24 protein-coding genes are annotated in these 25,450 nt (G+C 73.0%); 13 read left to right on the top strand and 11 right to left on the bottom strand.

Features of this window, described 5'->3' with window-relative positions:
• Positions 1–79 precede the first annotated feature (79 nt).
• The 3 genes from R6Y94_RS16455 (at position 80) to R6Y94_RS16445 (ending at position 2,209) form a co-directional block, all read left to right on the top strand.
• Positions 80–865, top strand: a complete 786-nt coding sequence (locus R6Y94_RS16455; protein ID WP_318396735.1) for a DeoR/GlpR family DNA-binding transcription regulator — start codon at positions 80–82, stop codon at positions 863–865.
• Positions 866–983: 118 nt separating this feature from the next.
• Entirely contained in the window at positions 984–1,655 is a 672-nt protein-coding gene (locus R6Y94_RS16450) for a hypothetical protein (protein ID WP_318396734.1), read from the top strand.
• Between the two features lie 116 nt (positions 1,656–1,771).
• Positions 1,772–2,209, top strand: a complete 438-nt coding sequence (locus R6Y94_RS16445; protein WP_318396733.1) for a hypothetical protein — start codon at positions 1,772–1,774, stop codon at positions 2,207–2,209.
• Between the two features lie 31 nt (positions 2,210–2,240).
• On the opposite strand, the gene R6Y94_RS16440 is transcribed toward R6Y94_RS16445, so the two are convergent.
• Both R6Y94_RS16440 and R6Y94_RS16435 read right to left on the bottom strand, forming a co-directional pair.
• On the bottom strand, positions 2,241–2,891 hold the full coding sequence (locus R6Y94_RS16440) for a response regulator transcription factor (RefSeq protein ID WP_318396732.1): 651 nt from the start codon (positions 2,889–2,891) through the stop codon (positions 2,241–2,243).
• On the bottom strand, positions 2,888–4,024 hold the full coding sequence (locus R6Y94_RS16435; RefSeq protein WP_318396731.1) for a sensor histidine kinase: 1,137 nt from the start codon (positions 4,022–4,024) through the stop codon (positions 2,888–2,890). The genes R6Y94_RS16440 and R6Y94_RS16435 overlap by 4 nt, the downstream gene beginning before the upstream one ends.
• A gap of 153 nt (positions 4,025–4,177) precedes the next feature.
• On the opposite strand from R6Y94_RS16435, the gene R6Y94_RS16430 reads away from it, so the two are divergent.
• The 4 genes from R6Y94_RS16430 to R6Y94_RS16415 all read left to right on the top strand — a co-directional run bounded on the left by R6Y94_RS16430 (position 4,178) and on the right by R6Y94_RS16415 (position 8,147).
• On the top strand, positions 4,178–5,077 hold the full coding sequence (locus R6Y94_RS16430) for a hypothetical protein (RefSeq protein WP_318396730.1): 900 nt from the start codon (positions 4,178–4,180) through the stop codon (positions 5,075–5,077).
• 543 nt (positions 5,078–5,620) lie between these two features.
• The gene (locus R6Y94_RS16425) at positions 5,621–6,625 is read left to right on the top strand and encodes an ATP-binding cassette domain-containing protein (protein WP_318396729.1); all 1,005 of its coding nucleotides are present in this window, start codon (positions 5,621–5,623) and stop codon (positions 6,623–6,625) included.
• The gene (locus R6Y94_RS16420; protein WP_318396728.1) at positions 6,622–7,638 is read left to right on the top strand and encodes an ABC transporter permease subunit; all 1,017 of its coding nucleotides are present in this window, start codon (positions 6,622–6,624) and stop codon (positions 7,636–7,638) included. Before R6Y94_RS16425 ends, R6Y94_RS16420 begins: the two co-directional genes overlap by 4 nt.
• Positions 7,639–7,766: 128 nt before the next feature.
• Complete coding sequence (locus R6Y94_RS16415) at positions 7,767–8,147, top strand: DUF3263 domain-containing protein (RefSeq protein ID WP_318396727.1); 381 nt, start codon at positions 7,767–7,769, stop codon at positions 8,145–8,147.
• A gap of 43 nt (positions 8,148–8,190) precedes the next feature.
• Here the strand turns inward: R6Y94_RS16415 and R6Y94_RS16410 are convergent, their stop codons facing one another.
• Positions 8,191–8,403, bottom strand: a complete 213-nt coding sequence (locus tag R6Y94_RS16410) for a hypothetical protein (protein ID WP_107257510.1) — start codon at positions 8,401–8,403, stop codon at positions 8,191–8,193.
• 302 nt (positions 8,404–8,705) lie between these two features.
• Here R6Y94_RS16410 and R6Y94_RS16405 point away from each other — a divergent pair, with 302 nt between their 5' ends.
• The 3 genes from R6Y94_RS16405 (at position 8,706) to R6Y94_RS16395 (ending at position 10,997) form a co-directional block, all read left to right on the top strand.
• Complete coding sequence (locus tag R6Y94_RS16405) at positions 8,706–9,542, top strand: hypothetical protein (RefSeq protein ID WP_318396726.1); 837 nt, start codon at positions 8,706–8,708, stop codon at positions 9,540–9,542.
• 128 nt (positions 9,543–9,670) lie between these two features.
• Complete coding sequence (locus R6Y94_RS16400; RefSeq protein WP_318396725.1) at positions 9,671–10,267, top strand: DUF4291 domain-containing protein; 597 nt, start codon at positions 9,671–9,673, stop codon at positions 10,265–10,267.
• 184 nt (positions 10,268–10,451) lie between these two features.
• On the top strand, positions 10,452–10,997 hold the full coding sequence (locus R6Y94_RS16395; protein WP_318396724.1) for a GNAT family protein: 546 nt from the start codon (positions 10,452–10,454) through the stop codon (positions 10,995–10,997).
• 16 nt (positions 10,998–11,013) lie between these two features.
• Here R6Y94_RS16395 and R6Y94_RS16390 read toward each other — a convergent pair whose 3' ends face one another.
• Positions 11,014–11,598, bottom strand: coding sequence for a helix-turn-helix domain-containing protein (locus R6Y94_RS16390; RefSeq protein ID WP_318396723.1), 585 nt, complete (start codon positions 11,596–11,598; stop codon positions 11,014–11,016).
• Between the two features lie 91 nt (positions 11,599–11,689).
• Between R6Y94_RS16390 and R6Y94_RS16385 the strand changes: the two genes are divergently transcribed.
• Positions 11,690–12,097, top strand: coding sequence for a nuclear transport factor 2 family protein (locus tag R6Y94_RS16385; RefSeq protein WP_318396722.1), 408 nt, complete (start codon positions 11,690–11,692; stop codon positions 12,095–12,097).
• Positions 12,098–12,129: 32 nt separating this feature from the next.
• On the opposite strand, the gene R6Y94_RS16380 is transcribed toward R6Y94_RS16385, so the two are convergent.
• The 7 genes from R6Y94_RS16380 to R6Y94_RS16350 all read right to left on the bottom strand — a co-directional run bounded on the left by R6Y94_RS16380 (position 12,130) and on the right by R6Y94_RS16350 (position 21,224).
• The gene (locus R6Y94_RS16380; protein WP_318396721.1) at positions 12,130–14,388 is read right to left on the bottom strand and encodes an AAA family ATPase; all 2,259 of its coding nucleotides are present in this window, start codon (positions 14,386–14,388) and stop codon (positions 12,130–12,132) included.
• Between the two features lie 156 nt (positions 14,389–14,544).
• Complete coding sequence (locus R6Y94_RS16375) at positions 14,545–14,958, bottom strand: hypothetical protein (protein WP_318396720.1); 414 nt, start codon at positions 14,956–14,958, stop codon at positions 14,545–14,547.
• Between the two features lie 54 nt (positions 14,959–15,012).
• Positions 15,013–15,801, bottom strand: a complete 789-nt coding sequence (locus R6Y94_RS16370) for an ATP/GTP-binding protein (protein ID WP_412102773.1) — start codon at positions 15,799–15,801, stop codon at positions 15,013–15,015.
• Entirely contained in the window at positions 15,779–16,282 is a 504-nt protein-coding gene (locus tag R6Y94_RS16365) for a DUF742 domain-containing protein (protein WP_318396719.1), read from the bottom strand. Before R6Y94_RS16365 ends, R6Y94_RS16370 begins: the two co-directional genes overlap by 23 nt.
• Before the next feature lie 76 nt (positions 16,283–16,358).
• On the bottom strand, positions 16,359–16,829 hold the full coding sequence (locus R6Y94_RS16360) for a roadblock/LC7 domain-containing protein (RefSeq protein ID WP_101369297.1): 471 nt from the start codon (positions 16,827–16,829) through the stop codon (positions 16,359–16,361).
• Positions 16,826–19,909, bottom strand: coding sequence for a nitrate- and nitrite sensing domain-containing protein (locus tag R6Y94_RS16355; RefSeq protein ID WP_318396718.1), 3,084 nt, complete (start codon positions 19,907–19,909; stop codon positions 16,826–16,828). The genes R6Y94_RS16360 and R6Y94_RS16355 overlap by 4 nt, the downstream gene beginning before the upstream one ends.
• Positions 19,899–21,224: a hypothetical protein gene (locus R6Y94_RS16350; protein WP_318396717.1), complete on the bottom strand. Its 1,326-nt coding sequence runs from the start codon at positions 21,222–21,224 to the stop codon at positions 19,899–19,901. The genes R6Y94_RS16355 and R6Y94_RS16350 overlap by 11 nt, the downstream gene beginning before the upstream one ends.
• 377 nt (positions 21,225–21,601) lie before the next feature.
• Here R6Y94_RS16350 and R6Y94_RS16345 point away from each other — a divergent pair, with 377 nt between their 5' ends.
• Positions 21,602–24,532, top strand: coding sequence for an alpha/beta fold hydrolase (locus tag R6Y94_RS16345; RefSeq protein WP_318396716.1), 2,931 nt, complete (start codon positions 21,602–21,604; stop codon positions 24,530–24,532).
• Positions 24,532–25,416 (top strand): ABC transporter permease subunit, encoded by an 885-nt coding sequence (locus R6Y94_RS16340; protein ID WP_318396715.1) that lies wholly within the window; start codon positions 24,532–24,534, stop codon positions 25,414–25,416. The genes R6Y94_RS16345 and R6Y94_RS16340 overlap by 1 nt, the downstream gene beginning before the upstream one ends.
• The last annotated feature ends 34 nt before the right edge of the window (positions 25,417–25,450 follow it).

Raw genomic sequence — 25,450 nt, 5'->3', positions numbered from 1 at the left:
AGAACATCGTTTTGCGGCTGCGCGTTTCGCGCACTATTGTGCACGGAATCTCCGCATCGCACGCAGCTGGAGGCCCGGGGTGGATCGCTACGCCAGATGGAACGCGCTGCTCGAACTGCTGACCGACACCGGTCGGGTCAGTGTGGAGGACGCCGCCGCCCGGCTGGACGTCTCGCAGGCGACCATCCGGCGCGACTTCGACCAGCTCGCCCAACAGCAGATGATCACGCGTACCCGGGGCGGCGCGGTCGCCAACGGCGTCTCGTACGACCTTCCGCTGCGCTACAAGACCGCCAAGCACTCGGCCGAGAAGCAGCGGATCGGCGCTGCCGCCGCGGCCCTGGTCGCCCCGGGCATGGTGGTCGGGCTCAACGGCGGCACCACCACCACCGAGGTGGCCCGGGGGCTGGCCGTCCGGCCCGACCTGAACAGCAGCGCCGACGGCGCCCAGTTGACCGTGGTGACCAACGCGCTGAACATCGCCAACGAGCTGCTGGTCCGGTCCCGGATGAAGATCGTGGTGGCCGGCGGCGTGGTCCGGCCGCAGTCCTTCGAGCTGGTCGGCCCGCTCGGCGGCGCACTGCTCCGCGAGGTCACCCTGGACGTGGCGCTGCTCGGGGTGGACGCCATCGACGTGCAGCTCGGTGCGGCGGCACACCACGAGGGTGAGGCGTCGATGAACAACCTGATGGTGGCCCGGGCCAAGCGAGTCGTGATCATCGCCGACTCGTCCAAGCTGGGCGGGCACGCCTTCGCCCGGATCTGCCCGATCGAGCGGGTCGAGACCCTGGTCACCGACTCCGGCGCCGACCCGGTGACGGTGCAGGCGTTCCGGGACGCGGGCGTCAACGTCGTCTGCGCCTGACCCGCGACGCCCAGGACGGGGCGCGGGATTTTGCCGGTCTGCCTGGCCGGACGCCGCCACATTGCCGATCTCTGTGGGCGCTTGACACCAAGAAGCTAAGAACATTAGCTTTACGGCTATGATGAATCCCCGATTCACGGCGACCTCGACGCCTGTCGCCACCCGTACCCGGCTCGGTGCTTTCCTGTTCGCCGCCGCCGGCGCCCTGTTCGTCCTCTATCCGGCCGTTCGGCCCTGGGACGACGAATCCACCCCGGCCGGGGCGATCGCCGCGATGAGCTCCACCGCGTGGGTGGCCTCGCATCTGTTCGCCATGATCGGTTTCATCCTGCTGCCGCTCGGGCTCCTCGCGCTGCGCAGAGCGGTCGACAGCACCCCGGGCGAACGGCCGGCGGTCGCTGCGATGCTGACCGGGTGGATCGGCGCCGGGCTGATCCTGCCGTACTACGGCGCCGAAGACTTCGGCCTGAACGCCCTCGCCCGGGAGGCCGCCGAGGGCCAGCGGTTCGACCTGCTCACCGTGGTCGAGACCGTACGCTTCAGTCCGGTCGCGATCACCACCTTCGGGATCGGACTGCTCGCGCTCGGCATCGGCGCGGTGCTGGCCGCGGTGGCGGTCTGGCGGTCGGGGACGCTGACCCGCTACAGCGGGATCCCGTTCGCGCTGGGGTTCGCCCTGTTCCTGCCGCAGTTCTTCACGCCCGCCGCGGTGCGGATCACGCACGGCGTGCTCGTCGGGATCGGCTCGGCCTGGTTGGCCTGGGAGCTGTGGAGAGCGGAAGCCCGGTAAGCCGAACGGCGGGCCGGAAGGGCGGCTCCGGCCACCAACGGGCGATGTGGACGAACCGGGCATCGCCGTACGGTCGTCTCCGTCCAGTCCGAATCAGTGATGGCGAGGTGTTTCCGATGACCGGACACGACGACCGGAGACGGTTCCTGCGGCGTGCCGCAGGTGCCGGCGCAGTGGCGATCGGTGCGGCGGTGACCGCGATCGGTGCGGCGGTGACCGCGAGCGGGGTGGCGGTGGGTGCGGGCGGGGCCGCCGAGGCGTCCCCACCGAACCGCCGGAGGCCGGACAGCCCGGGGCTCCACATCGCCACCGGTCGCTGGGAGCCCACCGGGCGGCGTACCGTCACGTTCACCCTCTGGCAGGTGCTGCCGGACGACCTGTTGGGGATGCCGCTGCGCTACAACGGCGAGGTCCGGGCCCTGCACCACGCCGAGGTACGCGGCGACACGCTGACCAGCCAGGGCACCTACCGAGGGCTCGACATCGACGGCAACGAGACCGGCCGGGGGCCGGTGAGCGCCCGGGCCACCCGGTTCGACATCAGCACGTTCTGAACGTTCGGCGGAGCGGGCCGGCCGACCCGGCTCAGCGGACCAGGCCGGCGCGGTGCGCCAGGATCGCCGCCTGCACCCGGTTCGTGAGCTGGAGCTTGGCAAGGAGCCGACTGACGTGGCTCTTCACGGTGGCCTCGCTGAGATAGAGCCGCCGGCCGATGTCGCTGTTGGTCAGTCCCTCGCCGAGCGCGCCCAGTACCTCCCGTTCCTTGTCGGTCAGCACGTCGAGCCGGCGGAGGGCGTCGTGGCGGTCCGGGTCGACCGGCTCGGCGAACCGGTGCAGCAACCTGCGGGTGACCTGCGGCGACAGCATGGCGTCACCGGCGGCGGCGCTGCGGACGGCGGCGGCCATCTGGTCGGCCGTGGCGTCCTTGAGCAGGAAGCCGACCGCGCCGTGCCGGAGCGCCGTCGCCACGTACTCGTCGAGGTCGAAGGTGGTCAGCACGACCACCTTCGGCGGCATCGCGATCCGGGCCAGTGCGGCGGTCGCGTCGAGCCCGTCGGCGCGGGGCATCCGGATGTCCATCAGCACCACGTCGGGCCGCAGGTCGCGCGCCTGGCGTACCGCCTCGTCCCCGTCGCCGGCCTCGCCGACCACCTCGATGTCGTCGTACGTGTCCATGATTGTCCGGAGCATGGCCCGGACCATCCACTCGTCGTCCACCACCAGCAGCCGGATCACGTGCCGGCCGCCAGGTCTGGGCCGGCAGCCGGCAGCCGGGCCGACACCTCGAAGCCGCCGCCGGCCAGTCGACGGGTCCGAAGTGTGCCGCCGACCAGCCGGACGCGTTCGGCGATGCCGAGCAGCCCGTGCCCGCCGCCCGGCGCCACGGCCGGTGCGCTGGTGCCGCCGTCGTCCCGGACCACCAACCAGAGCCCGTCGTCGTCCGAGCCGACCGCCACGGTGGTGCGGGCGTCGTACGCATGCTTGTGCACGTTGGTCAGCGCCTCCTGCACCACCCGGTAGACCGCGTGCTGCACCAGGGCCGGGGCGGAGAGTCCGGCCTCGACGGAGAGTTCGACGGTGTACCCGAGTGCCCGGGACGCGGTCACCAGTTCGGCCAGGTCGTCCAGACCGGGCTGTGGTCGCAGCGGCACGGCGGCGTCGTCCCGCAGCACGCCGACCAGGGTACGCAGCTCGGCCAGCGCCTCGCGGCCGATGCCCTGGATGCGGCCGGCGATGGTCACCGCGTCCCGCCCCTGTGCCGACTCCAGCGCGGTGGCGTGCAGCACCATCAGCGCCACCCGATGGGTGACCACGTCGTGCATGTCCCGGGCGATCTGGGCCCGCTCCTCCGCCCGGGCCTGGTCGATCCGGAGCCGCTGCTCGCGCTCGTTGCGCCGGGCACGCTCCTCCAGGTTCGCCAGCACCTCCCGGCGGGACGACAGGTAGAGGCCGACCAGCACCGGCAGGATGCAGAGCCCGACGCTGAGCGGTACGCCCGCGTCGCCGCCGTTGGTGCGCCAGATCGGCCAGGCCACCGCGGTCACCATGACGGCGGTGAGCACGACGCGCAGCCGGGCCGGGCGGAGATGGGCACCGACGGAGTACTGCGCCAGGATCGTCGCCGGGTACGCCCCGACGACGGCCCAGCAGAGCAGCGCGGAGCCGTACAGCAGCAGTGGCCGGTCGCGCCGGACCAGTACGGCGAGCCCGGTGAGCACTCCGAGGGCCGCGTTGACGGCCAGCGGGGCGCGCTGGTTGACGATCGGCGAGCCCTCGAACAACCCGGACTGGAGCCCGTCCCAGACGCCGGCCAGCACGCAGACCGCGGCGAGCAGCAGGTCCACGGCGCGTTGCTGGCGGGGACCCATGCCGGAGAAGTGTATGCAGGTCGGACGCGTGCCGCCTCGGCCGTTGGATTCATCCGTCAGTAGTGCCCGGGCCCGGCACCGAGCGACCATCGGGCGGCGATGCGGGGTATCTCGGCCGATGACGACCGGGTCGGGCGTACCTAGCGTCGAGGCATGTCTCTCGATGTCCGACCGGAGCGGGGCCGCGTGTCCAGGCCCGCTGCCGTCACCCTGCTGCACTGGGTTTTCGTCGGTTTCGCCGTGCTGACCGTCGGGTCGCTGCTGGGCGGCTCCGACGCTGTCGTACTCCGGGTGGCGGCACTGGTCGGCTATCCGGTGGCGGCGCTGCTGTCGGTGGTCGCCGCGCTGCGCGGGCCGGAGCGCGGTCGCCGGATCACCATCGTCCTGCACCTGGTCCTGGCGCTGGCGCAGTTCGTCTTCAGTATCCCGGCCCCGGTCGCGCTGCTCGGCATCCCGCTGTCGCTGACGATCCTCGGGGTCAGCCGGCCGAGGTTTCCCCGGATGTCGCCCCGAACCAGGAAGATCTGGCTGATCCTGCACGTCGGGTTCAGCGTCGGCTGGCTCGGCGTGGCGCTCACCATGACGGTACTGGCGATCGTCGGCAGCGCCGCCGAGTCGCACGCGCTCCGGCACGGCGCGTACGAGGTGCTGCACGTGGTCGATCTGGCGGCGGCGATCCCGTCGATGTTCCTCGCCATCATCACCGGCCTGGTGCTCTCGCTCGGCACCAAGTGGGGTCTGGTCCGGCACTGGTGGGTGCTGGTCAAGTTCGCCATCTCGGTGAGCATCCCGCTGGTCGCCGGGACCGTGGAGAGCACGCTCGCCGACGAGTTGGCGCTGCGTACCGTCGACCCGGACGCCGCACCGGGTGCCACCGGGGTCGCCCTGACGGCCTGTCTGGCCGCGTTCACCGTCGCGCTCTGGGGTGCCACCATCCTGTCGGTGCTGAAGCCGTGGCCGCGTACCCGGTGGGGGCGCTCGGCCGACGCCCGGGAACGATCGGCGCGCCGGGACGCGGTCCGGCCCTCGGCGTCGGCCGGGTCCCGGTCATGACAGCGATGGACGTACGCCGCCCGGACGGGTCATCCGGCGCCGGTATATATCCCGGTCGAGCGTGATACCACCAAGTCATCATGATGACTTGGTGGTATCACGCTCCATGGCCGCACGCCCAAACTCCACCCGCCCGATGACGGGCCCCCGCGGGTAGCCGGACCGCCGGGCCGCACCCGCGGACACGCGACCCGCGGGCACGCGGGCACGCTGTAGAGCTGCCGCCCGTGCACCCGGCCCGGCCACCGCCATCGGCAGCCCTTCACCTGTACGCCAGAGGCGTTACCGAGCCGGTAACGCCTCTCACGTCCAGGTGACCGATCCGCCGGCGTGGGCGGGACGACCAGGCTCGGCCCGAGCACACCTCGGGTCGCACGATCGTTGTCAAGGCCGGCGCGAGCGCCGAAGTCGTCCGGGTTGCCTAGGCCCGGATCGATTGTCGCCACCGAAGTAGCGTGTATAGCGCGGTAGCGCGCAAAGCGATGGTACGGTGTCGGTCGTTACCGGACGTAAGCGATTCCGGACACGACCAGAGAGGCCGAGATGGCTGCCGTACTGGAGATCGAAGGTCTTCGCAAGACCTACCGGAGTAGACGCCGGGGCACCCGGCAGGCGTTGGACGGCTTCGACATGCGGGTCGAGGCGGGCCAGGTGCACGGGTTCCTCGGCCCCAACGGCTCCGGTAAGACCACCACACTGCGTACGCTGCTCGGGCTGATCCGGCCCAACGGGGGCCGGATGGCGATCCTCGGCCAGGAGGTGCCGGCGGCGCTGCCCTCGGTCGCCGGCAGCGTCGGCGCGATCGTGGAGAGCCCGCAGTTCTTCCCGCACTTCTCCGCCCGGGACACCCTCTCGCTGCTCGCCGGGGCCGGCGGCGTGCCGCAGACCCGGGTGATGGAGGTGCTGGAGCTGGTCGGGCTGCGTGAGCGGGCCAAGGACCGGGTCAAGACCTACTCGCTGGGCATGAAGCAGCGGCTCGCGGTCGCCTCCGCCCTGCTCAAGAACCCGAAGCTGCTGATCCTCGACGAGCCGGCCAACGGCCTCGACCCCGGCGGCATCCGGGAGATGCGCAGCCTGATGCGTGACCTCGCCGCCTCCGGCATGACCGTGGTGGTCTCCAGCCACATCCTCGGTGAGGTGCAGCTCATCTGCGACTCGGTCACCATCATCTCGCTGGGCCGTCGGGTCGCCGCCGGTCCGGTCGCCGAGGTGCTGGCCGAGCACTCCGGCGGCGGGCTGCGGGTCCGGCTGGAGGCGGTCACCGACCTGCCGGCCGCCGTCGACCTGCTCACCCGGGCCGGCGCCCGGGTCAGCCCGCACGACGACCACCTGCTGGTGTACGAGGTGGACAAACCAGCCACCATCACCCGTACGCTCGCCGCCGCCAACCTCTACGTCAGCGAGCTGGCGCCGGTCACCGTCGACCTGGAGAGCGTCTTCCTGGAGCTGACCGCCACCGCTCCGGTGCCGGGCCAGCACCGCCAGGTGGACCAGTCCGTCATCGTCGACAGCACCGACTCCAGGGCGAACGGGGGGTGGGGGGTGTGAACCTCTACACCACGGAACTGCGCCGGCTCGCCAAGCGGCGGTTCGTCCGCTACCTGACCCTGGCCGGACTGCTCGTGCTGGTCGCCGTCGCGGTCGGGATGTTCTTCACCAACCAGAAGATCGGGCCGGCCCAGGTCGCTCAGGCGGAACGCGCCGCAGATCAGGAATACCAGCAGAACGTCGCGATGACCGAGCAGCACCGGAAGGAGTGCGAGCGGGCGAAGGCGGCCGGCGACACCTCGACGGACCGCTTCCCGGAGGAGTGCGCGAGCATCCAGCCGCCGCCCCGGGAGGTGTTCCGGGCCGACTGGCACCTGCCGGCCACCTTCGAGTTCCGCGACGAGTTCGCCAGCACCATCACCACGCTCACCGCCGTACTCGCGCTGGTGGCGTTCGTCGGGGGTGCCTCGTTCGTGGGTGCCGAGTGGAGTACCGGCGGGATGATGAACCTGCTGCTCTGGCGACCGCAGCGGATCCGGGTACTCCTCACCAAGCTGGGCGCGCTGCTCTCCGCGCTGTTCGGCGTGACGGTGCTGACCGGCGCGCTCTGGACGGCGGCGTTCTGGGCGACCGGCAGCCTCCGGGGCAGCACCGCGGGCATGACCTCCGGGGCCTGGCAGTCGTTCGGCCTGACCGGGCTGCGCGGGCTCGTCCTGATCCTGGTGGCCGGGGTGCTCGGCTTCGGACTGGCCTCACTCGGCCGGCACACCGCGCTGGCCCTCGGCGGGGTGCTCGGGGTGATGGTGGTCGGGCAGTTCGGCCTGGGCATCGTACTGGCGATGGCCCAGGTCAGGTTCATCGAAAGCTGGCTGCTGCCGACGTACCTGCTGGCCTGGATGGACAAGAAGGTCACGCTAGAGAACTGGGACGCCTGCCAGGCCTCGTTCAGCGGCGAGTGTCACCCGCTGACCAAGGACATCACCTGGCAGAACTCGTCGGTCCTGCTCGCCGTCGGGCTGGTGGTCGTGCTCGGCGGGGCGATCTGGTCGATGCGGCGACGGGACATCACCTGACGGGACATCACCTGACCTGTCGCGGCGGCGGGTGACGGTTGTCGCCGGTGGCGCCCGGTGCGGTCTTGGCCGGGCGTCGGTAGGCTGGTGAGCCGCAGGTCGTGCCGTGTCTACCCCGGAGGAGCGCCATGAGGAACGCCTCTGCTCCGGCCGACGACGAGGCGGACGACACCGCCACCGGGCACGCCGGGACCGTCCACGTTCCGCAGCCGCGGCCCGCGCCCGGTGCGGAGTCGGAGGACGTACCCGAGATCCCCGCCCCGGCGCCGCCGGCCGATCCGGCACTGTCCGAGCGGGAGCGCGAGATCCTGGCCTTCGAGCGGCGCTGGTGGAAGCATGCCGGCGCCAAGGAGCAGGCGATCCGGGACGCGTTCGACCTCTCCGCCACCAGGTACTACCAACTCCTCAACGGACTGCTGGACAATCCGGCCGCGCTGGAGGCCGAACCGATGCTGGTCGCCCGGCTCCGCCGGCTCCGCGCGGCCCGCAGCCGCAACCGCCGCCGCTGACCCGCTCCGGACGGGCCGCGCCGGGCCGCCCGGGACCGGTCGGTCACTTCTCGTACGTCCGCAGCCCGTTGCCGAGTGCGATGAAGGTCGGCGCCCACTCGCCGATGAAGATGCCCCAGCGATCCGCCCGGTCGATCCCGGCGCTCTCCATCTGCTTCGACAGGCACCAGCTCAGGAACGACAGCCCGATGCTGGCCGCGCCCGCCATGTACATGTGCTCGGCCCGCAGGCCCATCCGGTGCAGGTGCTCCAACATCTGCGCTCCCCCCTCGTGTCAAGCCCGCCACTGACGTTACCGTCGGTAATCGTCGCTGGCGGGCAGGTTCCCCGGATGCGTTCCGCCAACCGCGTCGACGTCCGCTCGGGCACGGATCGCCCACCTCGACGACTGGGCGCAGGAACTTGGGACGACTGGGCGCGGGAACTGCTTCCCCGCCCGTCGATTCCGGCCGGGCCGGGCCCGATTCGCGGTAGACAGGGGAGGGAGAACCACCGTCGGAGCGCCGGGGAGCCGCCGATGAGACCGTCAGGCAGCCGGGAGCGGCCGGAGCCGCGCCGATGATGCGGGTGTGGTCGGCCTCGGCGGCCGCGCCGGGACGGCTGGAAAACGAGGACCACGTCTTCCGGTACGGGGAGCTGGTCGGCGTACTCGACGGTGCGACGGTGCCGGACGGCTTCGACACCGGCTGCGTGCACGGTCCGGCCTGGTACGTCCGGCGGCTCGCGGCGCGGCTCGGGCTGGCCGCGGCGGACCGCCCCGCCGCCGCGCTGACCGGCAACCTCGCCGCCGCGATCCTGGCGGTACGCGCGGACCACGGCGGTGCCTGCGACCTCGACCATCCCGGCACCCCGTCGGCGACCGTCTGCCTGCTGCGGCACGGTGGCGACTCCGTCGACTACCTGGTGCTCTGCGACAGCCCGCTGGTGCTCGACCTGGGCGAGCGGATCCAGGTGGTCTCCGACGAGCGGCTGCGGACGGCAATGGCCGATCTGCGGCAGAAGGCGACCACCGTGGCGCGGGTGGGCGGTGAGGTGGACCCGGCGACCCGGTTCCGCCGGGCGGTGGCGTTGCAGCGGGAGCAGATGAACCAGACCCACGGCTACTGGGTGGCCGCCGCCAACCCGGATGCGTCGTACCACGCGGTCGCCGGCAGCCTGCCGCTGCACGGGCCGGGGCGGGTCCGCCGGGCCGCGCTGCTCACCGACGGTGCCTCGGTCGCGGTCGAGCAGTTCGGTCTCTTCGACTGGCGTGGCCTGCTCGACCTGCTCAGCGAGGCCGGACCGGGCGAGCTGATCCGCCGGGTCCGGCTGGTCGAGGCCGGCGACGGCCAGCGGCGCAGCGGCTTCAAGCGGCACGACGACGCCACTGCGGTGCTCTGCGAGTTCGGCGCCTGAACGCCGGCCCGGGCGCGGCACCGGCTCGGCATCGCGGGTGGCGGTTCGAAACCGGGTGGCGGTTCGAAACCGGGTGGTGGGTCGAAACCGGGTGGCGGCGATCGCCGGGTACGGCGACGATCGGCGTCGTGTCGATTCCCCAGCGGCAGGTCCGGGCCGGCTACACCGACGAGACGATCATGGTCTACCAGGCGTACCCGCCGTCGATCGCCGAACCGGCGCTGGCCGCCGGCCGGTTCGTGGCCCCGTTCAAGCGGGAGCGGATGACCTGGATCAAGCCCTCCTTCCGGTGGATGATGTACCGCTGCGGCTGGGCGGAGAAGCCCGGCCAGGAGCGGGTGCTCGCGGTCGAGATCACCCGGGACGGCTTCGAGTGGATGCTCGGCCGGGCCTGCCTGAGCCACTACGATCCGGACCGGTATCCGAGCCGGGCGGACTGGGCCGCGCGGCTGAAGACCAGCCCGGTACGCGTGCAGTGGGATCCGGAGCGCTCGCTGGAACTGGCACCGCTGCCGCACCGGTCTCTCCAGGTCGGGCTGAGCGGCCCGGCCGTCGCCCGGTACGTGGACGAGTGGACCGTCGACATCCGCGACGTCACCGCGACCGCGCGGGCGATCCGGGCACACCTGCGGGCCGGCGAGCGGGAGGCGGCGACCGCACTGCTCCCCGCCGAGCGCCCGTACCCGCTGCCGGAGCCGGTGGAGGCGGTCATCGGCGCGTCCTGAGGCGGGCCGGCGGCGGTCGTACCGTGCCCGCCCGAGGCGTGTCGCGGGTCCGCCGGCCGGCGTCGGGGGAGGCACGACCAGCCAGTCGGTGAGGGGGTCGCCCGGTCGGGTCGGGGTGGCCCGAACGGAGCGGGTCTGGCAAACCGGTGGACGTGGCGGCGAAGCGGCGAGAAGCATCGAGATCGTGACCCGTGAGGTACGGCTGACGCCGGTAGACGAGCAGAATCTCGAACCGCTGCTGTCGGTGGCGGTCGCCGAGACCGAGCCGGACGAGGTGATGCCGCCGGTCGAGGCGCCCGCCGGCTGGTCACAGGCTCGGCGCGACGCGTTCCGCGAGTTCCACCGGGCGAACTTCGGCGGCCTGGACGGGCCGACCGGCAATCTGATGTACGCGATCGTCCAGGACGGCGACGTGGTCGGGATGGCCCGGCTGGGCCGGCACGCCGAGCCGGGCACCCTGGAGACCGGGATGTGGCTCGGCAAGTCCACCCGGGGGCAGGGCATCGGGCTGATCGCACTGCGGCTGCTGCTGGCCGAGGCGGTCGAGGCCGGCGCCCGGCGGGTGGTGGCCGAGACCCGGGCGGACAACATCCCGGCGCTGAACCTGCTGGCCCGCTGCGGCGCGGTGCTGGGCGGCGACGGCACGGCGATCCGGGCGGAGATCCGACTCGGGGTCAACGAGGACGTGTCAGCGCCTGGTGAAGCCCGGGCGGCCGGCGGGACCGGGTAGCCGCTGGCCGCCGCCGTCAGCGGGCCGCGCCCGGCCGCAGGCCGGCAAAGATGATCGCCAGGGTACGTTCCCGCAGCTCCGCGTCCCAGCCCCCGTGCAGGGCGCCCTGGCAGGTACTGGCGAGCAGCGCCATCACCTCGGGCAGGCGTACCTGCCGGTCGACCGTGCCGGCGGCCCTGGCCTGACGGAGCAGGCCGTGCACCGCCTCGCCGAGCACTTCCAGCACCTCGGGAAGCTGGATCTCGACGCCGGTCCGGGCCAGCAGGTCCGCCACGGCCTTCGTGGTGGCGGCCTGCTCGACGGTCTGGGCGAAGAACGTGAACAGCCCCGTGCCGTCGTGGTTGTCGCCGCTCAGCGTGGTGGCCTGCTCGACCAGCCCGGTCAGTACGCCCTTCATGATCGCGGCGAGCAGGTCGTTCTTGGTCGGGAAGTGCCGGAAGACCGTACCGATGGCGACCCCGGCCCGGGCCGCGACCTCCTCGGTCGACGCCGCGACGCCGTGCTCGGCGAACACCTCCTCGGCGGCCGCCAGGATCCGGACGCGGTTGCGCTGCGCGTCCGCGCGCAGCGGTCGGCCGGGATCGGCTCTCCGGGACGTCATGCGGAGCTGCCCTCCTTGCAAAATGAGTCGAGGCTCATTATCTTTCTAAGTTGAGTCGTCACTCACTCTAGTCCCGGAGGAGATCTTACCGATGAGCACGCCCAGCGAAGCCTTCACCCGGATCCGGGACAACTTCCTGGCCAACACGGCCGTCTTCGACGAGGACCAGCTCGCCGAGGACGTGGTGGTGGAGATGCCGTTCGCCGCACCCGGCCGGCCCAACCGGATCGAGGGCAGGCGGGAGTTCCTCGACTTCGCGGCCGCCGGCCGGGCCCAGCTCCCGCTCCGGATCGACGACTGCCGCAACGTGGTGATCCACGAGACCGCCGACCCCGAGGTGATCGTCGTCGAATACGAACTCGCCGCCACCGTGACCACCACCGGCGTCTCCGCCTCCGCCCCGTTCATCGCGGTGCTCCGGGTCCGGGACGGCCGGGTGGCGCACTGGCGGGAATACCAGAACCCGGCCGCGTTGGCCCTGGCGACCGGCCAGGACTGAGTCACCGGGGCGGCCGCGAGCCGGCACCCGGCTCACCGCTGCGCGGCGTATGCGGCCAGCCAGGCGACCTGGCCCGGATTCAGGGACGGCCGGACCCGGGCCCGGGCCGTCGCCACGTGCCCGGCGTGCACGAGGCTCGCCTCCAGGGACTCCCGCATCGCCGCGAGCGCCGCCTCCCGGACCAGCGCCGCGCAGTCCGCCGCGGAGAACCCGTCCAGCTCCTCGGCCAGCGCCGCCAACTCCACCTCGTCGGCCAGCGGCACCGACCGGGCCGCCGCCCTCAGGATCTCGGCCCGGGCGGCGGCGTCCGGCGGCGGCACGTAGACCAGCCGTTCCAGCCGGCCCGGCCGCAACAGCGCCGGATCCACCAGATCCGGCCGGTTCGTCGCACCGACCACCACCACGTTGCGCAGCGGCTCCACCCCGTCCAGTTCGGTGAGCAGCGCCGCGACCACCCGGTCGGTGGTGCCGCCGTCGGTGGCCTGGCCGCGTACCGGGGCCAGCGCGTCGACCTCGTCGAGGAAGACCAGGGTGGGGGCCGCCTCCCGGGCCCGCCGGAACAGCTCCCGGACCGCCCGCTCGCTCTCGCCCACCCACTTCGAGAGCAGTTCCGCGCCCTTCACCGACAGCACGTTCGCCCGACCGGTACCGGCCAGCGCGCTGACCAGGAAGGTCTTGCCGCAGCCCGGCGGGCCGTAGAGCAGTACGCCGCGCGGCGGCTGCACGCCGAGCCGGGCGAAGGTGTCCGGATAGTTCAGCGGCCAGAGCACCGACTCGGTCAGCATCTCCTTGACCTCCGCCATGTCACCGACGTCGTCCAGGGTGATGTCGGCCAACTCCAGCATCGAGGACTCGGCCATCGAGGTCGGCCGGACCACCTCCAGCGCCGCCGAGAAGTCGGCCATCGCCACCGTCGGCGCGGTCGCCTCCTTCTGCCGGAGCGCGGCGCGTACCCCGGCCTCCCGGGTCAGCGCGGCCAGGTCGGCGGCGACGAATCCCGGCGTACGGGCGGCCACCTCGTCCAGCCGGACGTCCTCGGCCAGCGGCATCCCCCGGGTCAGCACCGTCAACTGCTCCCGGCGCAGCGCGGCGTCCGGCAGCGGGATCGCGATCTCCAGCGAGAGCAGGTCGGGGGAGCGCAGCGCCGGATCCACCGACTCGGGTCGGCTGGTCGTGCAGACCACGGCGGCTCCGGCGCGTACCGTCTCGGCGAGCAGTTGCCGGAAGACCGTGCCCACCGGACCGGGCGTGTCGCGCGGGGCCAGCGCCTCGACGTCGGATACCAGCAGCACCGCCGGTGGCGCGTCCCGGACCGACGCGGCGGCCTCGCGCAGCCGCCGGGCGGCGGCGTCGTTGGTCAGCGCGGCGACCTCGGGCGCCCAGACCGCGGCGAACCGGGCGCCCACCGCCCGGGAGACCGCCCGGACCAGCGCGGACTTGCCGGATCCGGCCGGACCGGTCAGCAGTACGCCGAGCGAGACCGTGGTGCCCAGCCGGCCCAGCACCTCGCGGTGGTGGAAGCCGAGGTCGAGCAGTTCGGTCAGCTCCTCGGCCTGGGCCCGCAGCCCGGGCAGCTCGTCCAGCCCGGGCGCCGGATCCGGCACCTGCCCGGTCGCCGCCGGAGGACTCTGCCCGCCGGTGACCGCCCGCAGCTCGGCCGCGGTCGTGCCGTGGGTGGCGTGGCCGTCCTGCCAGCCGACCACACTGTCCATGGTCACCAGCACCGAATCGGTCCCGCCGCCGGTGTCGGGTGGCCCGGCCGGGCCGTTCGCGGACTCCGCCGACGTCACCGTCAACAAGGTACTGGTCCAGGCGTAGCCGACGGTGTTCGCCAGGCTGCGCCGGGCCGCCTCGACCAGGGTCCGCACCGCCGCGTCGGGAAGCACGTCCTGGGGCAGCAGGGAGACGTCGTCACCGGTGGTCACCATCTTGCCGAGCAGCGCGAGGCGGAGCATCTCCGGCGAGACCACGGCGACGATCTCCGGCGGGCCGGTCAACACCACCCGGCGGGCCGCCACCACCGGGGTCGGGGCGACGGTGATCTGGCTGCCGTCCCGTACCCCGAGGTTGCCGAGGACCAGGTCGTCGGCGTAGAGCAGGGCCCGGCTCGCCGACGGCTCCGCCCGGGCCACGATCCCGGCGGTGGTACGGCGTCCGGTGAGCCGTACCGGAGCGCCGGGGTGCAGACCCAGCGCGGTCAGTACCTCCGGATGCAGCCGGACGATGCCCCGGCGGGCGTCCAGCGCGGCCGGCCGCAGGCTGGCAGTGAGCGTGAGATCCCGACCCGTCACCGGCCGAGAGTACCGGCCGGGAACCAGCCGCCGGGACGCGACGAGTGAACCTTTTTCAACCCCCCTTTACTGTCCGGCGGACCGCAAAGGCCGGACCCGGTGCGTGAGCGCCGCGCGGTTGAGAAAGGTTCAGTGCGCCGGTAGCTGTTGACGGCCTCAGCCGTGGTCGTCGGGGCCGAGCAGGGACGGGTCCCGCCGGATCAGGTCGGCGAGCCGGGCGGCGGCGTCCGGGGCCGGCGGATCCTCCGGAGCGGCCCAGCTCGGCACCGTCCGCACCGACATCGGCCAGGAGTGCGGTGGCTGCCCGGCGGTCGGCAACGCCGGCTCGGCGGCGGGGCGTACGGTGACCACCCCGTCCGACCAGGCGACATGCATCGCCGAGATGTTCGGTCCGTTGGCGACCCACATCGTGACCGCCACGTTCGGATACTGCGCGACGACCCGCTGGACCGCGTCGGTCACCTCCTCGACCGGTGACCCGGCCCGGGCCGCCGCCTCCTGGGCCCGTCGTCGTTGCAGCGCCTCCCGGCGCTCCATCCGTGCCAGTGCGTCGTCCAGTTCGCCCCTCATCGTGATCACCCTTCCCGGCCAACCGCCGACCCGTCGCGGCCGGACCGTCGCGGGCTAAGTCTCCCGCTCCCGGATCGCTCGATCCAGGGCCCGATCCAGCACGATCAGTAAGGCGTCGCGTACCGAAAGTCGATCTCTGGCGTCGAACTGGACCAATGGGACATGTTCTCCGATCGCCAATGCCCAACGGATCGCCGTCAGGTCGTGCGCGATCTGGCCGTCGAACGCGTTGACCGCGACGACGAAGGGTAGACGGGCCCGCTCGAAGTAGTCGATGGCGGGATAGCAGTCGTCGAGCCGCGAGGAGTCCACCACCACCAGCGCTCCGAGCGCGCCCCGGGCCAGGTCGTCCCACATGAACCCGAACCGGGACTGCCCCGGCGTGCCGAAGAGGTACAGCTTGAGACTGCGGTCGATGGTGACGCAGCCGAAGTCCATCGCCACCGTCGTGGTGGTCTTCTCGGAGCGGATTCCCGGATCGTCGACGCCGATCCCGGCGGTGGTCATCTCCGCCTCGGTGGTCAGCGGCGCGATCTCCGAGATGGCGCCGACCGTTGTGGTCTTGCCGACCCCGAAACCGCCGGCGATCAGGATCTTCACCGGAATCGGCGGCGCGCTGCCACGCCGCTGCTCGGACCGGTGCGCCCCGGCCGGGTCGGCGCCGGTCTCCCGGGCGTGCCGGGGCGGCACGTGGCGGGTGGGCGGGGCGTACCCGGCGGGCAGCCCCCGGCCGGGAGTCCCGACGCCGTGTCCGGGCGGGCTGCCGTACCGGCCGGGTGCGCTGTTCGCCAGGGGGCCGGCCGGCGGCGAGGCGGGCCAGTCAGGAGATCGCACGAAGTCCATCGATCACTCGCATAATGAGGTCGGGGTCGTGGGCATCCTCGACGGGACAGACGTGCACGTCGAGGTGGCCGGCGGCCCGCAGGTCACCGACCAGGATCTTGGTGACGCCGAGATGCATCCGGAGCCGTGCGGAGATCTCCGCCACGGACATCGGTTCGGCGCACAGCGCGACGATCTCCTGGAGTTCCGAGGAGAGCCGGTTGACCGGTGGGCTGGTCCAGGACGTGGCATCGATCCTCGCGGTCACCTGGGTCTCCAAGCCGATCGCCGGATCGGCCCCGGTGACCCGCCCGGAGGTCAGCACGAACGGGCGCAGCCCGGTCGGCACCGGCTGGACGATCGGCAGCTCTCCGGTGTCGGCCTCCGGCTCCGCCTCCTCCTCCGCCAGCGCGGCCTGGAGATAGGGACGGATCCGGACCGTCGGCAGTACCTCCGGCTCCGGCTCGGCGTCCGGCTCCGGCACCTCGCTCCGCTCGGTCATGCCGGTCCCTCACCCCGCCCGCGGGCGTTCCGGGGTGTACGGCGCGGCGGGCCGCCGCCCACCGCAGCACCCGCGGTCATGACTGGACGGAGTTCTTCAGTTCGACGATCAGGCGAGGGGTGAGCGCGCCTCCGGCCCGACCGGCGAACAGGGTCATCTCGTAGGCGACGGTGCCGAGGTTGGCCGACCGGTCGGCGACCACCCCGAGGACCGAGCCGCTGCTGATAGCGCTGACCAGCAGGTAGCCGTCGGTCATGTCCACCACCACCCGGTTGAGCGCGCCCAGCGTGTACCAGTTCGCGGCGCCGCTGGCCAGGCTGGTCATCCCGGAGACCACCGCGGCCAGGCGCTCCGCGTTGGACCGGTCCTTGATCGACGACATGGCCATCAGCAGACCGTCGGAGGAGACCGCGATCGCCTCCTGTACCCCGGCGGTGCCGGACGTGAACGAGTCCAGCAACCAGTTGAAGGTGCGTGCCTCCTGGCTCAGCTCGCCGGTGCCCGCTGCCTGCTGGTCCTGTTCGGTACGGATGAAGGGAGTGCTCATCGTGGGGTTCCCTCTTCGTGGCGGTGTTCTGTTCGGACTTCGCTCAGCGCGCGGGCGACACCGGACTCGAACTGCATCATCAGCTCGCGTACCTTGTCCGGGTCACCCGGTCCGGCGGCGGCGATGGCCGGTGCCTGGCCGAGCGGGGTGGTCGGCAGCGGAATGCTCAGGTTGGCTCCGGGGACCCTGCGGTTGAGCCGCGGCGGAGCGTCCGTCGCGGCGGGGGTCGCCGCTGCGATGCCGTTGGGTCGGGAGGCCGGCCCTGCCGGCCCGAGGGTACCGCCCTCCGGACGCGGGCCGGTCCGCTCCGGCGGGGTAGCTCCCCGCGGCCGCTGGTCGGTCCCCTCCGGACCGGCGGCCGCCGGCCGTGGGGCGCCCTGGCGGGGCTCTCCGGATCCGGTGCCGACCTGCTCCGGCCGGAGATCCGGGCCGGCCGGTCGGGACTGCTGCTCGCGCTGCGCCCGGCGTACCCCGGCCTCGAACTCCTCGATCAGCGCCCGGACCACGGACGGGTCGGCCGGGGTCGGCTCGGGGCGGGTCCTGCTGGTGGTGTTCGGCAGTTGGGCGCCCGGGACCCGCTGGCGCAGCCCGGTGCCGGGGCCGGACGAGGCGGGTCCCGGGCTGCTGTCGGCGGAAGGCGTCGCCGGCGCACCGGAGGACGCCGGGCCACCTCCCGCATCCGGGCCACCGGGCCGGTCGCCCGGGGCGCCACCGCCCGGTTGCCCCGCCGGGTCCGCGCCGGTCCTGACGGCACCGGGCCGGGCGGTGTCGGGCTGGGCTGGGCCGGTCCCGGTGGCGCTGGGCTGGGCAATGCCGGGCTGGGCAATGCCGGGCTGGGCGGTGCCGGTCTCGGCGGCGCCGGGCTGGGCGGTGGCCACCGGGCGGGTCAGGAAGGCGTTCCAGGGCTGGCCGGACGTCAGCGACCGGGTGGCCCGGCGGATCAGCTCCTCGTCGAAGACCGGTCCGGCCGGTACCGCCACCGGCATCAGCTCGGGCAGCCGGAACACCGGCGCGGTCTCGGCCATCGCCGGCACCGGTTCCGGAAACACCGGCGCTGGCCCGGCGGGGCTGTGTACCGGTGCCGGCTCGGTGGGCCCGGAGGGTGCCGGTTCGGCGGTCGGGGCCGTCGCCCGGCCGACCAGGGCGCCGGCCTCGGTGATCCGGACCGGCCGGACCGGCAGCGGTGCCGAGGCACTGGCCCGGGGCGTCGGCAGTTCGGACTCCGGGCGGCGGGTGACCAGCAGCCGGTCGTCGATCTCCACCCCGACGGTGACCCCGCCGCCGGGCGTGGTCGCCGAGAGGATGACCCGCCAGCCGTGCCGGCGGGCCAGCCGGCCCACCACGAACAGTCCGAGCACCTCGGTCGGGACCAGGTCCAGCCGTTCCCGCCGGGTCAGCCGGGCGTTCTCCTCGGCCAGCCGCTCCGGGGTCATCCCGATGCCGTGGTCGACCAGGTTGAGGCGTACCCCGCCCGGGACGACCTCGGCGAGCACGGTGACCCGGGTGTGCGGCGGGGAGAAGGCGGTGGCGTTCTCCATCAGCTCGGCGAGGGTCAGCACCAGGTCGCCGATGACCCCGGGCGCCACTCCGACGTCGAGCCGGACCTGCACGTCGACCCGGGTGAAGTCCTCGATCTCACCGAGTGCCAGCCGGACCACGTCACCCAGCGGCAGCGGGGCGACGTGCCCGTCGCCACCGGCGCCGCCGGAGAGCACCACCAGGCTGCTCGCGTTGCGGCGCAGCCGGCTGGAGACGTGGTCGAGCCGGTAGAGGTGCTGGAGCCGGCCCGGGTCCGTCTCCTGGTGTTCCAGCCGGTCGATCAGGGCGATCTGCCGGCCGACCAGGTTCTGGGTACGCCGTCCGACGTGCCCGAACATCTGTGCCACGTTCCGCCGGCTGGCGGCCTGCCGCTCCACCAGCCGGGCGGCCGTACCCTGCACCCGCTCGAAGGCCCGGGCCAGGTCGCCGATCTCGTCGCGACCGTCCACGTCGACCGGGTCGAGCCGGATCGGCTGGTACGACTCGGACTCGTCGTCGACGATCCGGGTCAGCTCCTCCTCGGCGACCCGGGCCATCCGGTCGGCGGAGACGGTCAGCCGGGTCAGCGGCCGGGCGACGGTACGTGCCACCGCCAGGCTGAGCAGCATCATCAGCGCGATGATCAGCAGCACCAGCAGCCCGACCGTGTACGCGCCGGCGATGGCCCGCTGGCGCTGGTCGGTCACCTCGGTGACCACGTCGGTGACGATCTTCTTCTCGATGAACTGGCCGAGCGTGATCAGCGAGGTGGCGGCCGGGAACAGGTCCGCCAGGTTCAGGTCGGCGATCGCCTCGGTCGGGTCGGCGGCGCCGGCGCTGAGGAACTCCGGGCCGGTCCGGGCCGCAGTCGCCCGCTCGATGAGCCGGTAGAGATCGTTCTGTGCCGGGGTGGCGAAGCTGCGGAACCGGGCCAGATTGGATTCGAGCCCGGCCATGGTGCCGACGTACGCGATGCCGGCGGCCGGGGTCTTCGTGCCGGCGACCAGCACGATCAGGCTGGCCGCGGCGCTGATCCCCTCGTCGGTGAGGAGCACCGCGTCCAGGGCGATCATCTGGCGGCCCTCGGGCGTGGTCGCGTCGGCGGACCGGACCAAACCCAGCGACGCGATCAGTGCGGTGTGTACCTGCCCGAACGCGGTGATGACCTGGTCCGGCCTGGCCCGCCGGGCCAGTACGCCGGCCCGCAGGTCGGCCAGCCGCCCGACACCCGCGATCGCGCTGTCGATCTCCCCGGTCAACTGCTCGCCGAGGTCGGCCCGCAGGTCGGCGATCCGGTCACCCACCTGCGCGCTCTGCTGGACCAGTTCCGAGCGGTCGACGACGTTCAGCAGGTAGCCGACGGAGAGCAGCCGCTCCCGCTGGAGATCCTGCACGAGGGTGCCGACCTGGCCGGCCCGGCGCACCGTGTCGGCGGTGTCGGCGGCCTTCTGGGCCGAGGAGATCCGGTCGGCCAGCACCGGGACGGCGAGGCCGATGGTGCTGAGCAGTGGAAGGATGACGAGCAGGGCCAGCCGGCCCCGGATCCGGAGCCTACCGAGCATCGGGACGTCCCCACGGCGCCGGGCGTTCCGGCACGGCCGACTGGACGGCCTGGCCGGCGGGTACCGGATCCTGCCAGTCCGCCAGCGGGGACCGCCGGCCCGGCTCGCCCGAGGGGTCCGGCCGGCGCGGCCGGCGTTCGGGCAGCGGCGGCAGCCCGCCGGCCGGCGGCCCGGCCAGGGCCGCGCCGACCGGCCGCGCCGACTCGGCCAGCGGCGGCCCGGTCGGCGGCGGTCCGGACTCGGCGTCGGCGACGGGGCGCACCCCGCCGGTGGTCGGCTCGCCGGCCCCGGCCGGGGTGCCGCCGCCCCGGGCGGATCGGGCGGCCAGCACCGGCAGGGCGGCGAGGGCGAGCACCAGGAGTACGGCCAGCACCAGCGCGCCGGCCGCGATCCGCTGCTCGCCGGTCAGCTCGTCGACCCGGTCCCGGAGCAGGATGTCGAGTTCGGTCAGGATGATCGTGGCCAGCCCGGATCCGGCGAGCTGCGCGGAGGCTCGGGCGGCACCCACCTGGATCGGGTTGGGTGCGGCCGAGTCCCGGGTGAGCGTGGCCAGGTCCTCCACCGCACGCTGGTAGCCGTCGAGCCGGCTGAGCAGGTTGCCGCCGAGCGTCCGGCTGGCGGTGTTCTCCACCGCCGCGCGTAGGTTTTCGACCAGGTCGGCGGCGGGGAGGAGTACGGCGGACCGGGCCAGGGCCAGCTCGCTGGCGGTACGCAGCGGGTTGCCACCCGAGCGGCCGGCCGCGAGTACCGCGCGGTCGGCGAGCCGTCCGGCCGCGACCAGGGCTTCCGGCAGTTCCTCGGCCACCGCGTCCTGGAGGTGGTAGGAGTCCGACTCCGGGTCCCGGATCAGTCCGGAACTCTCCCGCACCTTGGCGTAGAGCGCCAGCAGCAGGTCGGTGGTCTCGGTGTAGACCGTCCAGGCGTCCTGCGGGTTGGCCGGCGGGCGGTCCGGCAGCGCCTCGATCTTGGCGTGCAGCCCGGCCCAGCGCTCGCTGGTACGCAGCTCGGCACCGTACCGGACGTCGACCGCGCTGGTCTCCTCGACCGCGGTACGCAGCGCGGCGGCGGCCGCCGCGCGGCCCGCCACGGCACCGGACTGGGCGTCGACCAGGGCGAGCGTCACCTGTCCCAGGGAATGCAGGTATTCGACCCCGTGCCGTTCGCGTTCGGCGATCGTGAGCCGGTCGTCGTTGTTGCGCCAGGCCGAGCTGAACAGCACGCCGGCCGGAAGCAGCAGGGCGACCGCGAGCAGTACTCGCAGCGCCGTACCGGTCCGGTTCGGCTCGCGCCGGGACCGTTGCGCGGGAACTGTCATCGTCCATCTCCATCGGCGCGAGGGGGTCGATCTGCGTGGCGGGCGTGGGGAGACCGCCCGGTCCCGTCCACCGGACCGGAAAACTAGTAGACGTCGGACCCGCTCGATCCGGGTCGAGCAGTCAGTTATGCGTCACTTGGGTACAGGTAACACCCGGTGAGCAAAAATGTGACTCCTTGTGCATAGTTGCCTAGGCGCATGTATTGATTTAGTGGGCGCTGCACCGAAAGATCGGAATTCACAGGATCCGAAGTCGCCGCACCGGATACCCGGTGGTGCGACGCGGACGACGACTCACGAGGACCGAACGGACCAGCCGGACGGACGTACGGCGGATCTCAGCCAACGCTCAGCTCCGTAGCCGTACGGTGTGACCCATGCCTTCCCGACTGCTGGCGCGGCTGCGCCGTGCCCGGCCGACCCGGCGCCGGTTGATTGCCGGATCGACCGTGCTGGTGTTGCTGGCCGCGCTGGTCGGCTGGGCGGTGTGGCCGGAGAACCCGCCCTACTCCACAACGGACTCCATGATCTCCGTCCGGTCCGGACCGGGCGGCGACCAGCCGGTCGACCTGGACACCAGGTTCTACCTGCCGGACGGGGCGAGCGCCGACCGGCAGGTACCGGCGGTGCTGCTGGCGCACGGCTTCGGCGGCACGAAGCGGTCCGTCGAGTCCGACGCCGAGGACCTGGCCGGGCTGGGTTACGCCGTGTTGACGTACACCGCCCGGGGGTTCGGGCGCAGCGGCGGGCAGATCCACCTGGACCACCCCGACTACGAGGTACGGGACGCGGCCCGGCTGCTCGACTGGCTCGCCGCGCGGCCGGAGATCCGCAAGGACACGGCCGGCGACCCCCGGGTGGGAGTGGTCGGCGGCTCGTACGGCGGCGGCCTGGCCCTGCTGCTGGCCGCCCAGGACCAGCGGGTGGACGCCATCGTCCCGATGATCACCTGGAACGACCTGGCCCGCTCCTTCCTGCCCGAGTCCACCGGCCGGGAGCCGGTCGACGGGGTGTTCAAGAAGGGCTGGGCCGGGATCTTCTTCGGCAGCGGCGGCGCTACCGGCCTGGGCGGACTCACCGCCCCCGGCGCCGCACCGGGCGGCGACTCCGGTGGGGGCGACTCCGGAGCGGACGACGAGGACAGTCCGGCCGGCGGCCAGGATCCGGTGCTCGGCACGGTGCCGGGTGCCGCGCCGGGTGGTACCCCGGACGACCCGGCCTGCGGGCGCTTCGCCGCCGACGTCTGCGCCGCGTACCTGCGGATCGCCACCACGGGCCGGGCCGACCCGGCGGCGGTCGAGCTGCTCCGCCGGTCCAGCCCGGCCGGCGTGCTCGACCGGATCAAGGCGCCCACCCTGCTGGTCCAGGGCGCGGCCGACACCCTCTTCCCGCTCGCCGAGGCGGACGCCAACGCCCGGGGCATCGCGGCCGGCGGCACGCCGGTCCGGGTCGCCTGGTTCACCGGCGGACACGACGGCGGCGAGGGCCCGCAGACGGACCGGGACCGGCTGCGCTTCCTGATGGCACAGTGGCTGGAGCACTACGTCAAGGGCTCCGGCGACGCGCCGTCGACCAGCTTCACCTGGTCGCGGATCGCCGGCTTCGACGCACTGGACCGCGGCCTGGTCGCCACCGGCTTCTCCGTCACCGACTATCCGGGCGTCGGCGGCACCACCGACGAGTCGATCGCGGTGGCCGGGCCGGCACAGCGGATCGCCAACCCGCCGGCCGGCAACCCGGCGGCGATCTCCGCGCTGCCGTTCGGCGGCGGCTTCTCGTCCCTGCTCGACGGGGTCGCCGGTGACCTGCCCGGCCAGCACGCCCGGTTCGAGTCGGCACCGCTTCCCCGGGCCGTCGACGTGGTCGGCTCACCGACGGTCACCATCCGGGCCGCGTCGCCGACCGGCGAGGCGGTGCTCTTCGTCAAGCTCTACGACGTCGATCCGAACGGCCCGGCCGCGCTCTCGAACGGTCTCGTCGCGCCGGTCCGGCTGACCGGGCTGCCGGCCGACATCTCCGCCGCGACGCCGGTCCGGGTCACCCTGCCGGCGATCGTGCGCCGGATCGAGGCCGGGCACCGGCTCCGGATCGTGGTCGCCACCTCCGACCAGGGCTACGCCACCCCGGTCGAGCCGGTCACCTACACCGTCGCGCTGGCCGGGCCGGCCTCCGGGGCCGTACCCGGGATGCCGGCCGGCGCCGCCCTGACCGGCGCCGAGGTGTCGCTGCCGACCGTGGTCGGCGAGCCGATCGCCACCCCGGCGGTGGCCTGGCGCTGGGCGCTCGCCGGCCTGGTCGCCGCGATCGTGCTCGGGCTCGTCGTGGTGGTGGCCGTGCTCCGCCGCCGGCACCGCCGGCACGACACCTCGGTGCATCCGGAGTACGCCGACACCCCGCTGGTCGTCCGCGACCTGCGCAAGGAGTACGCCGACGGCTTCGTCGCGGTCTCCCGGATCGACTTCGAGGTGCACCGGGGCCAGGTGGTCGGGCTGCTCGGGCCGAACGGCGCCGGCAAGACCACCACGCTGCGGGTGCTGATGGGGCTGACCCAGCCGACCACCGGCGAGATCCACGTCTTCGGACACCGGCTGGTGCCCGGCTCGCCGGTGCTGTCCAGGATCGGCGCGCTGGTGGAGGGGCCGGGCTTCCTGCCACACCTGAGCGGTCTGGAGAACCTGCGGGCGTACTGGCGGGCGACCGGCCGGCCGGAGGCGGACGCGCACTTCGAGGAGGCGTTGGAGATCGCCGGGCTCGGCGACTCGATCCACCGCAGGACCCGCAAGTACAGCCATGGCATGCGGCAGCGGCTGGCCATCGCACAGGCCATGCTCGGCCTGCCGGAGCTGCTGGTGCTGGACGAGCCGACGGACGGGCTGGACCCGCCGCAGATCGCCGAGATGCGCCGGGTGCTGCGCCGGTACGCCACCGACGGCCGGGCGGTGCTGGTCTCCAGCCACCTGCTGGCCGAGGTGGAACAGACCTGCACGCACGCGGTCGTCGTGCACAAGGGGCAGATCGTGGCGGCCGGCAGGGTGGAGGAGATCGTCGGCGAGTCGCCGAGTACCCAGTTCGACGTCTCCGACGTCGACGCCGCCCGGGCGGTACTGGACCGGCTGGCCGGGGTACGGGTGTTGCCGGAGACCAACGGCGGGCTGGTGGTCGACACCAACGGCACCGCCCGGAGCGAGGTGGTGGCCGAACTGGTCCGGGCCGGTGTCGGGGTGGACCGGGTGGTGCCGCGCCGCCGCCTGGAGGACGCCTTCCTCGCCCTGGTCGGCGAGAACTCTCGGGGAAGCGGGGACCGCTGATGACCGCCACGGAGACCAGGGCACCGGACGCGGCCGGCGGTGCCGCCGGGTACCGGCCCCGGGCCACGCTCTCGATCGCCGCCGAGTGGCGCCGGCAGGCGTCCCGCCGGCGTACCCAGTTCGCGCTCGGCTTCATGGTGCTGCTGCCGCTGATCATCCTGATCGCGTTCCAGTTCGAGGGCTCCGGCGACGACGACAACGGCGGCGGCGAGTTCGGCAGCCTGATCGAGCTGGCCACCAGCGGCGGGCTCAACTTCACCCTTTTCGCGCTGCTCGTCTCGTCGTCGTTCCTACTGGTCGTGGTGGTGGCGCTGTTCTGCGGCGACACGGTGGCCAGCGAGGCGAGCTGGGGCAGCCTGCGCTACCTGCTGGCCGTACCGGTGCCCCGGGCCCGACTGCTGGCGGTCAAGCTGCTGGTCGCACTCGGGTACTCGCTGCTGGCCCTGCTGCTGCTGGCCGGCACCGCGCTGCTCGTCGGCACCCTCCGGTACGGCTGGTCCCCGCTCTCCAGCACCGTCGCCGCGCAGATCCCGGCCGGGGAGGGACTGCTGCGCCTGCTCGGCATCCTCGGCTATCTGGCGGTCGTACTGCTGGTCGTGGCCGGCCTGGCGTTCCTGCTGTCGGTGACCACGGACGCGGCGCTCGGCGCCGTCGGTGGCGCGGTGCTGCTCTGGATCCTCTCCAGCATCCTCGACCAGATCACCGCGCTGGGGGTGGTGCGGGACTTCCTGCCGACGCACTACAGCAGCGCCTGGCTCGGCCTGCTCTCCACTCCGGTGCAGACCGACGACATCGTCAAGGGCGCCATCTCGGCGATCTGCTACGCCACCGTCTTCTGGTCGCTCGCCTTCTGGCGCTTCACCCGCAAGGACGTGGTGTCGTAGTACTCCGGAAGGAGACCTGCGTAGAGATCCCGAG

This window comes from Plantactinospora sp. KLBMP9567, assembly GCF_033446045.1.
Classification (GTDB): Bacteria; Actinomycetota; Actinomycetes; order Mycobacteriales; family Micromonosporaceae; genus Plantactinospora.
Note: the sequence above shows the minus strand (reverse complement) of the source record. Positions and strands in the feature narration are given on the sequence as shown.

What these genes read in the sequence shown, in the direction of transcription:
- R6Y94_RS16430 (WP_318396730.1), top strand. Translation starts at nt 4,178, where the DNA reads ATGTCTCTCGATGTCCGACCGGAGCGGGGCCGCGTGTCCAGGCCCGCT.
- R6Y94_RS16425 (WP_318396729.1), top strand. Translation starts at nt 5,621, where the DNA reads ATGGCTGCCGTACTGGAGATCGAAGGTCTTCGCAAGACCTACCGGAGT.
- R6Y94_RS16385 (WP_318396722.1), top strand. Translation starts at nt 11,690, where the DNA reads ATGAGCACGCCCAGCGAAGCCTTCACCCGGATCCGGGACAACTTCCTG.
- R6Y94_RS16390 (WP_318396723.1), bottom strand. Translation starts at nt 11,598, where the DNA reads ATGACGTCCCGGAGAGCCGATCCCGGCCGACCGCTGCGCGCGGACGCG.
- R6Y94_RS16355 (WP_318396718.1), bottom strand. Translation starts at nt 19,909, where the DNA reads ATGCTCGGTAGGCTCCGGATCCGGGGCCGGCTGGCCCTGCTCGTCATC.
- R6Y94_RS16370 (WP_412102773.1), bottom strand. Translation starts at nt 15,801, where the DNA reads ATGGACTTCGTGCGATCTCCTGACTGGCCCGCCTCGCCGCCGGCCGGC.
- R6Y94_RS16450 (WP_318396734.1), top strand. Translation starts at nt 984, where the DNA reads ATGATGAATCCCCGATTCACGGCGACCTCGACGCCTGTCGCCACCCGT.
- R6Y94_RS16375 (WP_318396720.1), bottom strand. Translation starts at nt 14,958, where the DNA reads ATGAGGGGCGAACTGGACGACGCACTGGCACGGATGGAGCGCCGGGAG.
- R6Y94_RS16345 (WP_318396716.1), top strand. Translation starts at nt 21,602, where the DNA reads ATGCCTTCCCGACTGCTGGCGCGGCTGCGCCGTGCCCGGCCGACCCGG.
- R6Y94_RS16445 (WP_318396733.1), top strand. Translation starts at nt 1,772, where the DNA reads ATGACCGGACACGACGACCGGAGACGGTTCCTGCGGCGTGCCGCAGGT.
- R6Y94_RS16360 (WP_101369297.1), bottom strand. Translation starts at nt 16,829, where the DNA reads ATGAGCACTCCCTTCATCCGTACCGAACAGGACCAGCAGGCAGCGGGC.
- R6Y94_RS16350 (WP_318396717.1), bottom strand. Translation starts at nt 21,224, where the DNA reads ATGACAGTTCCCGCGCAACGGTCCCGGCGCGAGCCGAACCGGACCGGT.
- R6Y94_RS16410 (WP_107257510.1), bottom strand. Translation starts at nt 8,403, where the DNA reads ATGTTGGAGCACCTGCACCGGATGGGCCTGCGGGCCGAGCACATGTAC.
- R6Y94_RS16415 (WP_318396727.1), top strand. Translation starts at nt 7,767, where the DNA reads ATGAGGAACGCCTCTGCTCCGGCCGACGACGAGGCGGACGACACCGCC.
- R6Y94_RS16405 (WP_318396726.1), top strand. Translation starts at nt 8,706, where the DNA reads ATGATGCGGGTGTGGTCGGCCTCGGCGGCCGCGCCGGGACGGCTGGAA.
- R6Y94_RS16435 (WP_318396731.1), bottom strand. Translation starts at nt 4,024, where the DNA reads ATGGGTCCCCGCCAGCAACGCGCCGTGGACCTGCTGCTCGCCGCGGTC.
- R6Y94_RS16365 (WP_318396719.1), bottom strand. Translation starts at nt 16,282, where the DNA reads ATGACCGAGCGGAGCGAGGTGCCGGAGCCGGACGCCGAGCCGGAGCCG.
- R6Y94_RS16340 (WP_318396715.1), top strand. Translation starts at nt 24,532, where the DNA reads ATGACCGCCACGGAGACCAGGGCACCGGACGCGGCCGGCGGTGCCGCC.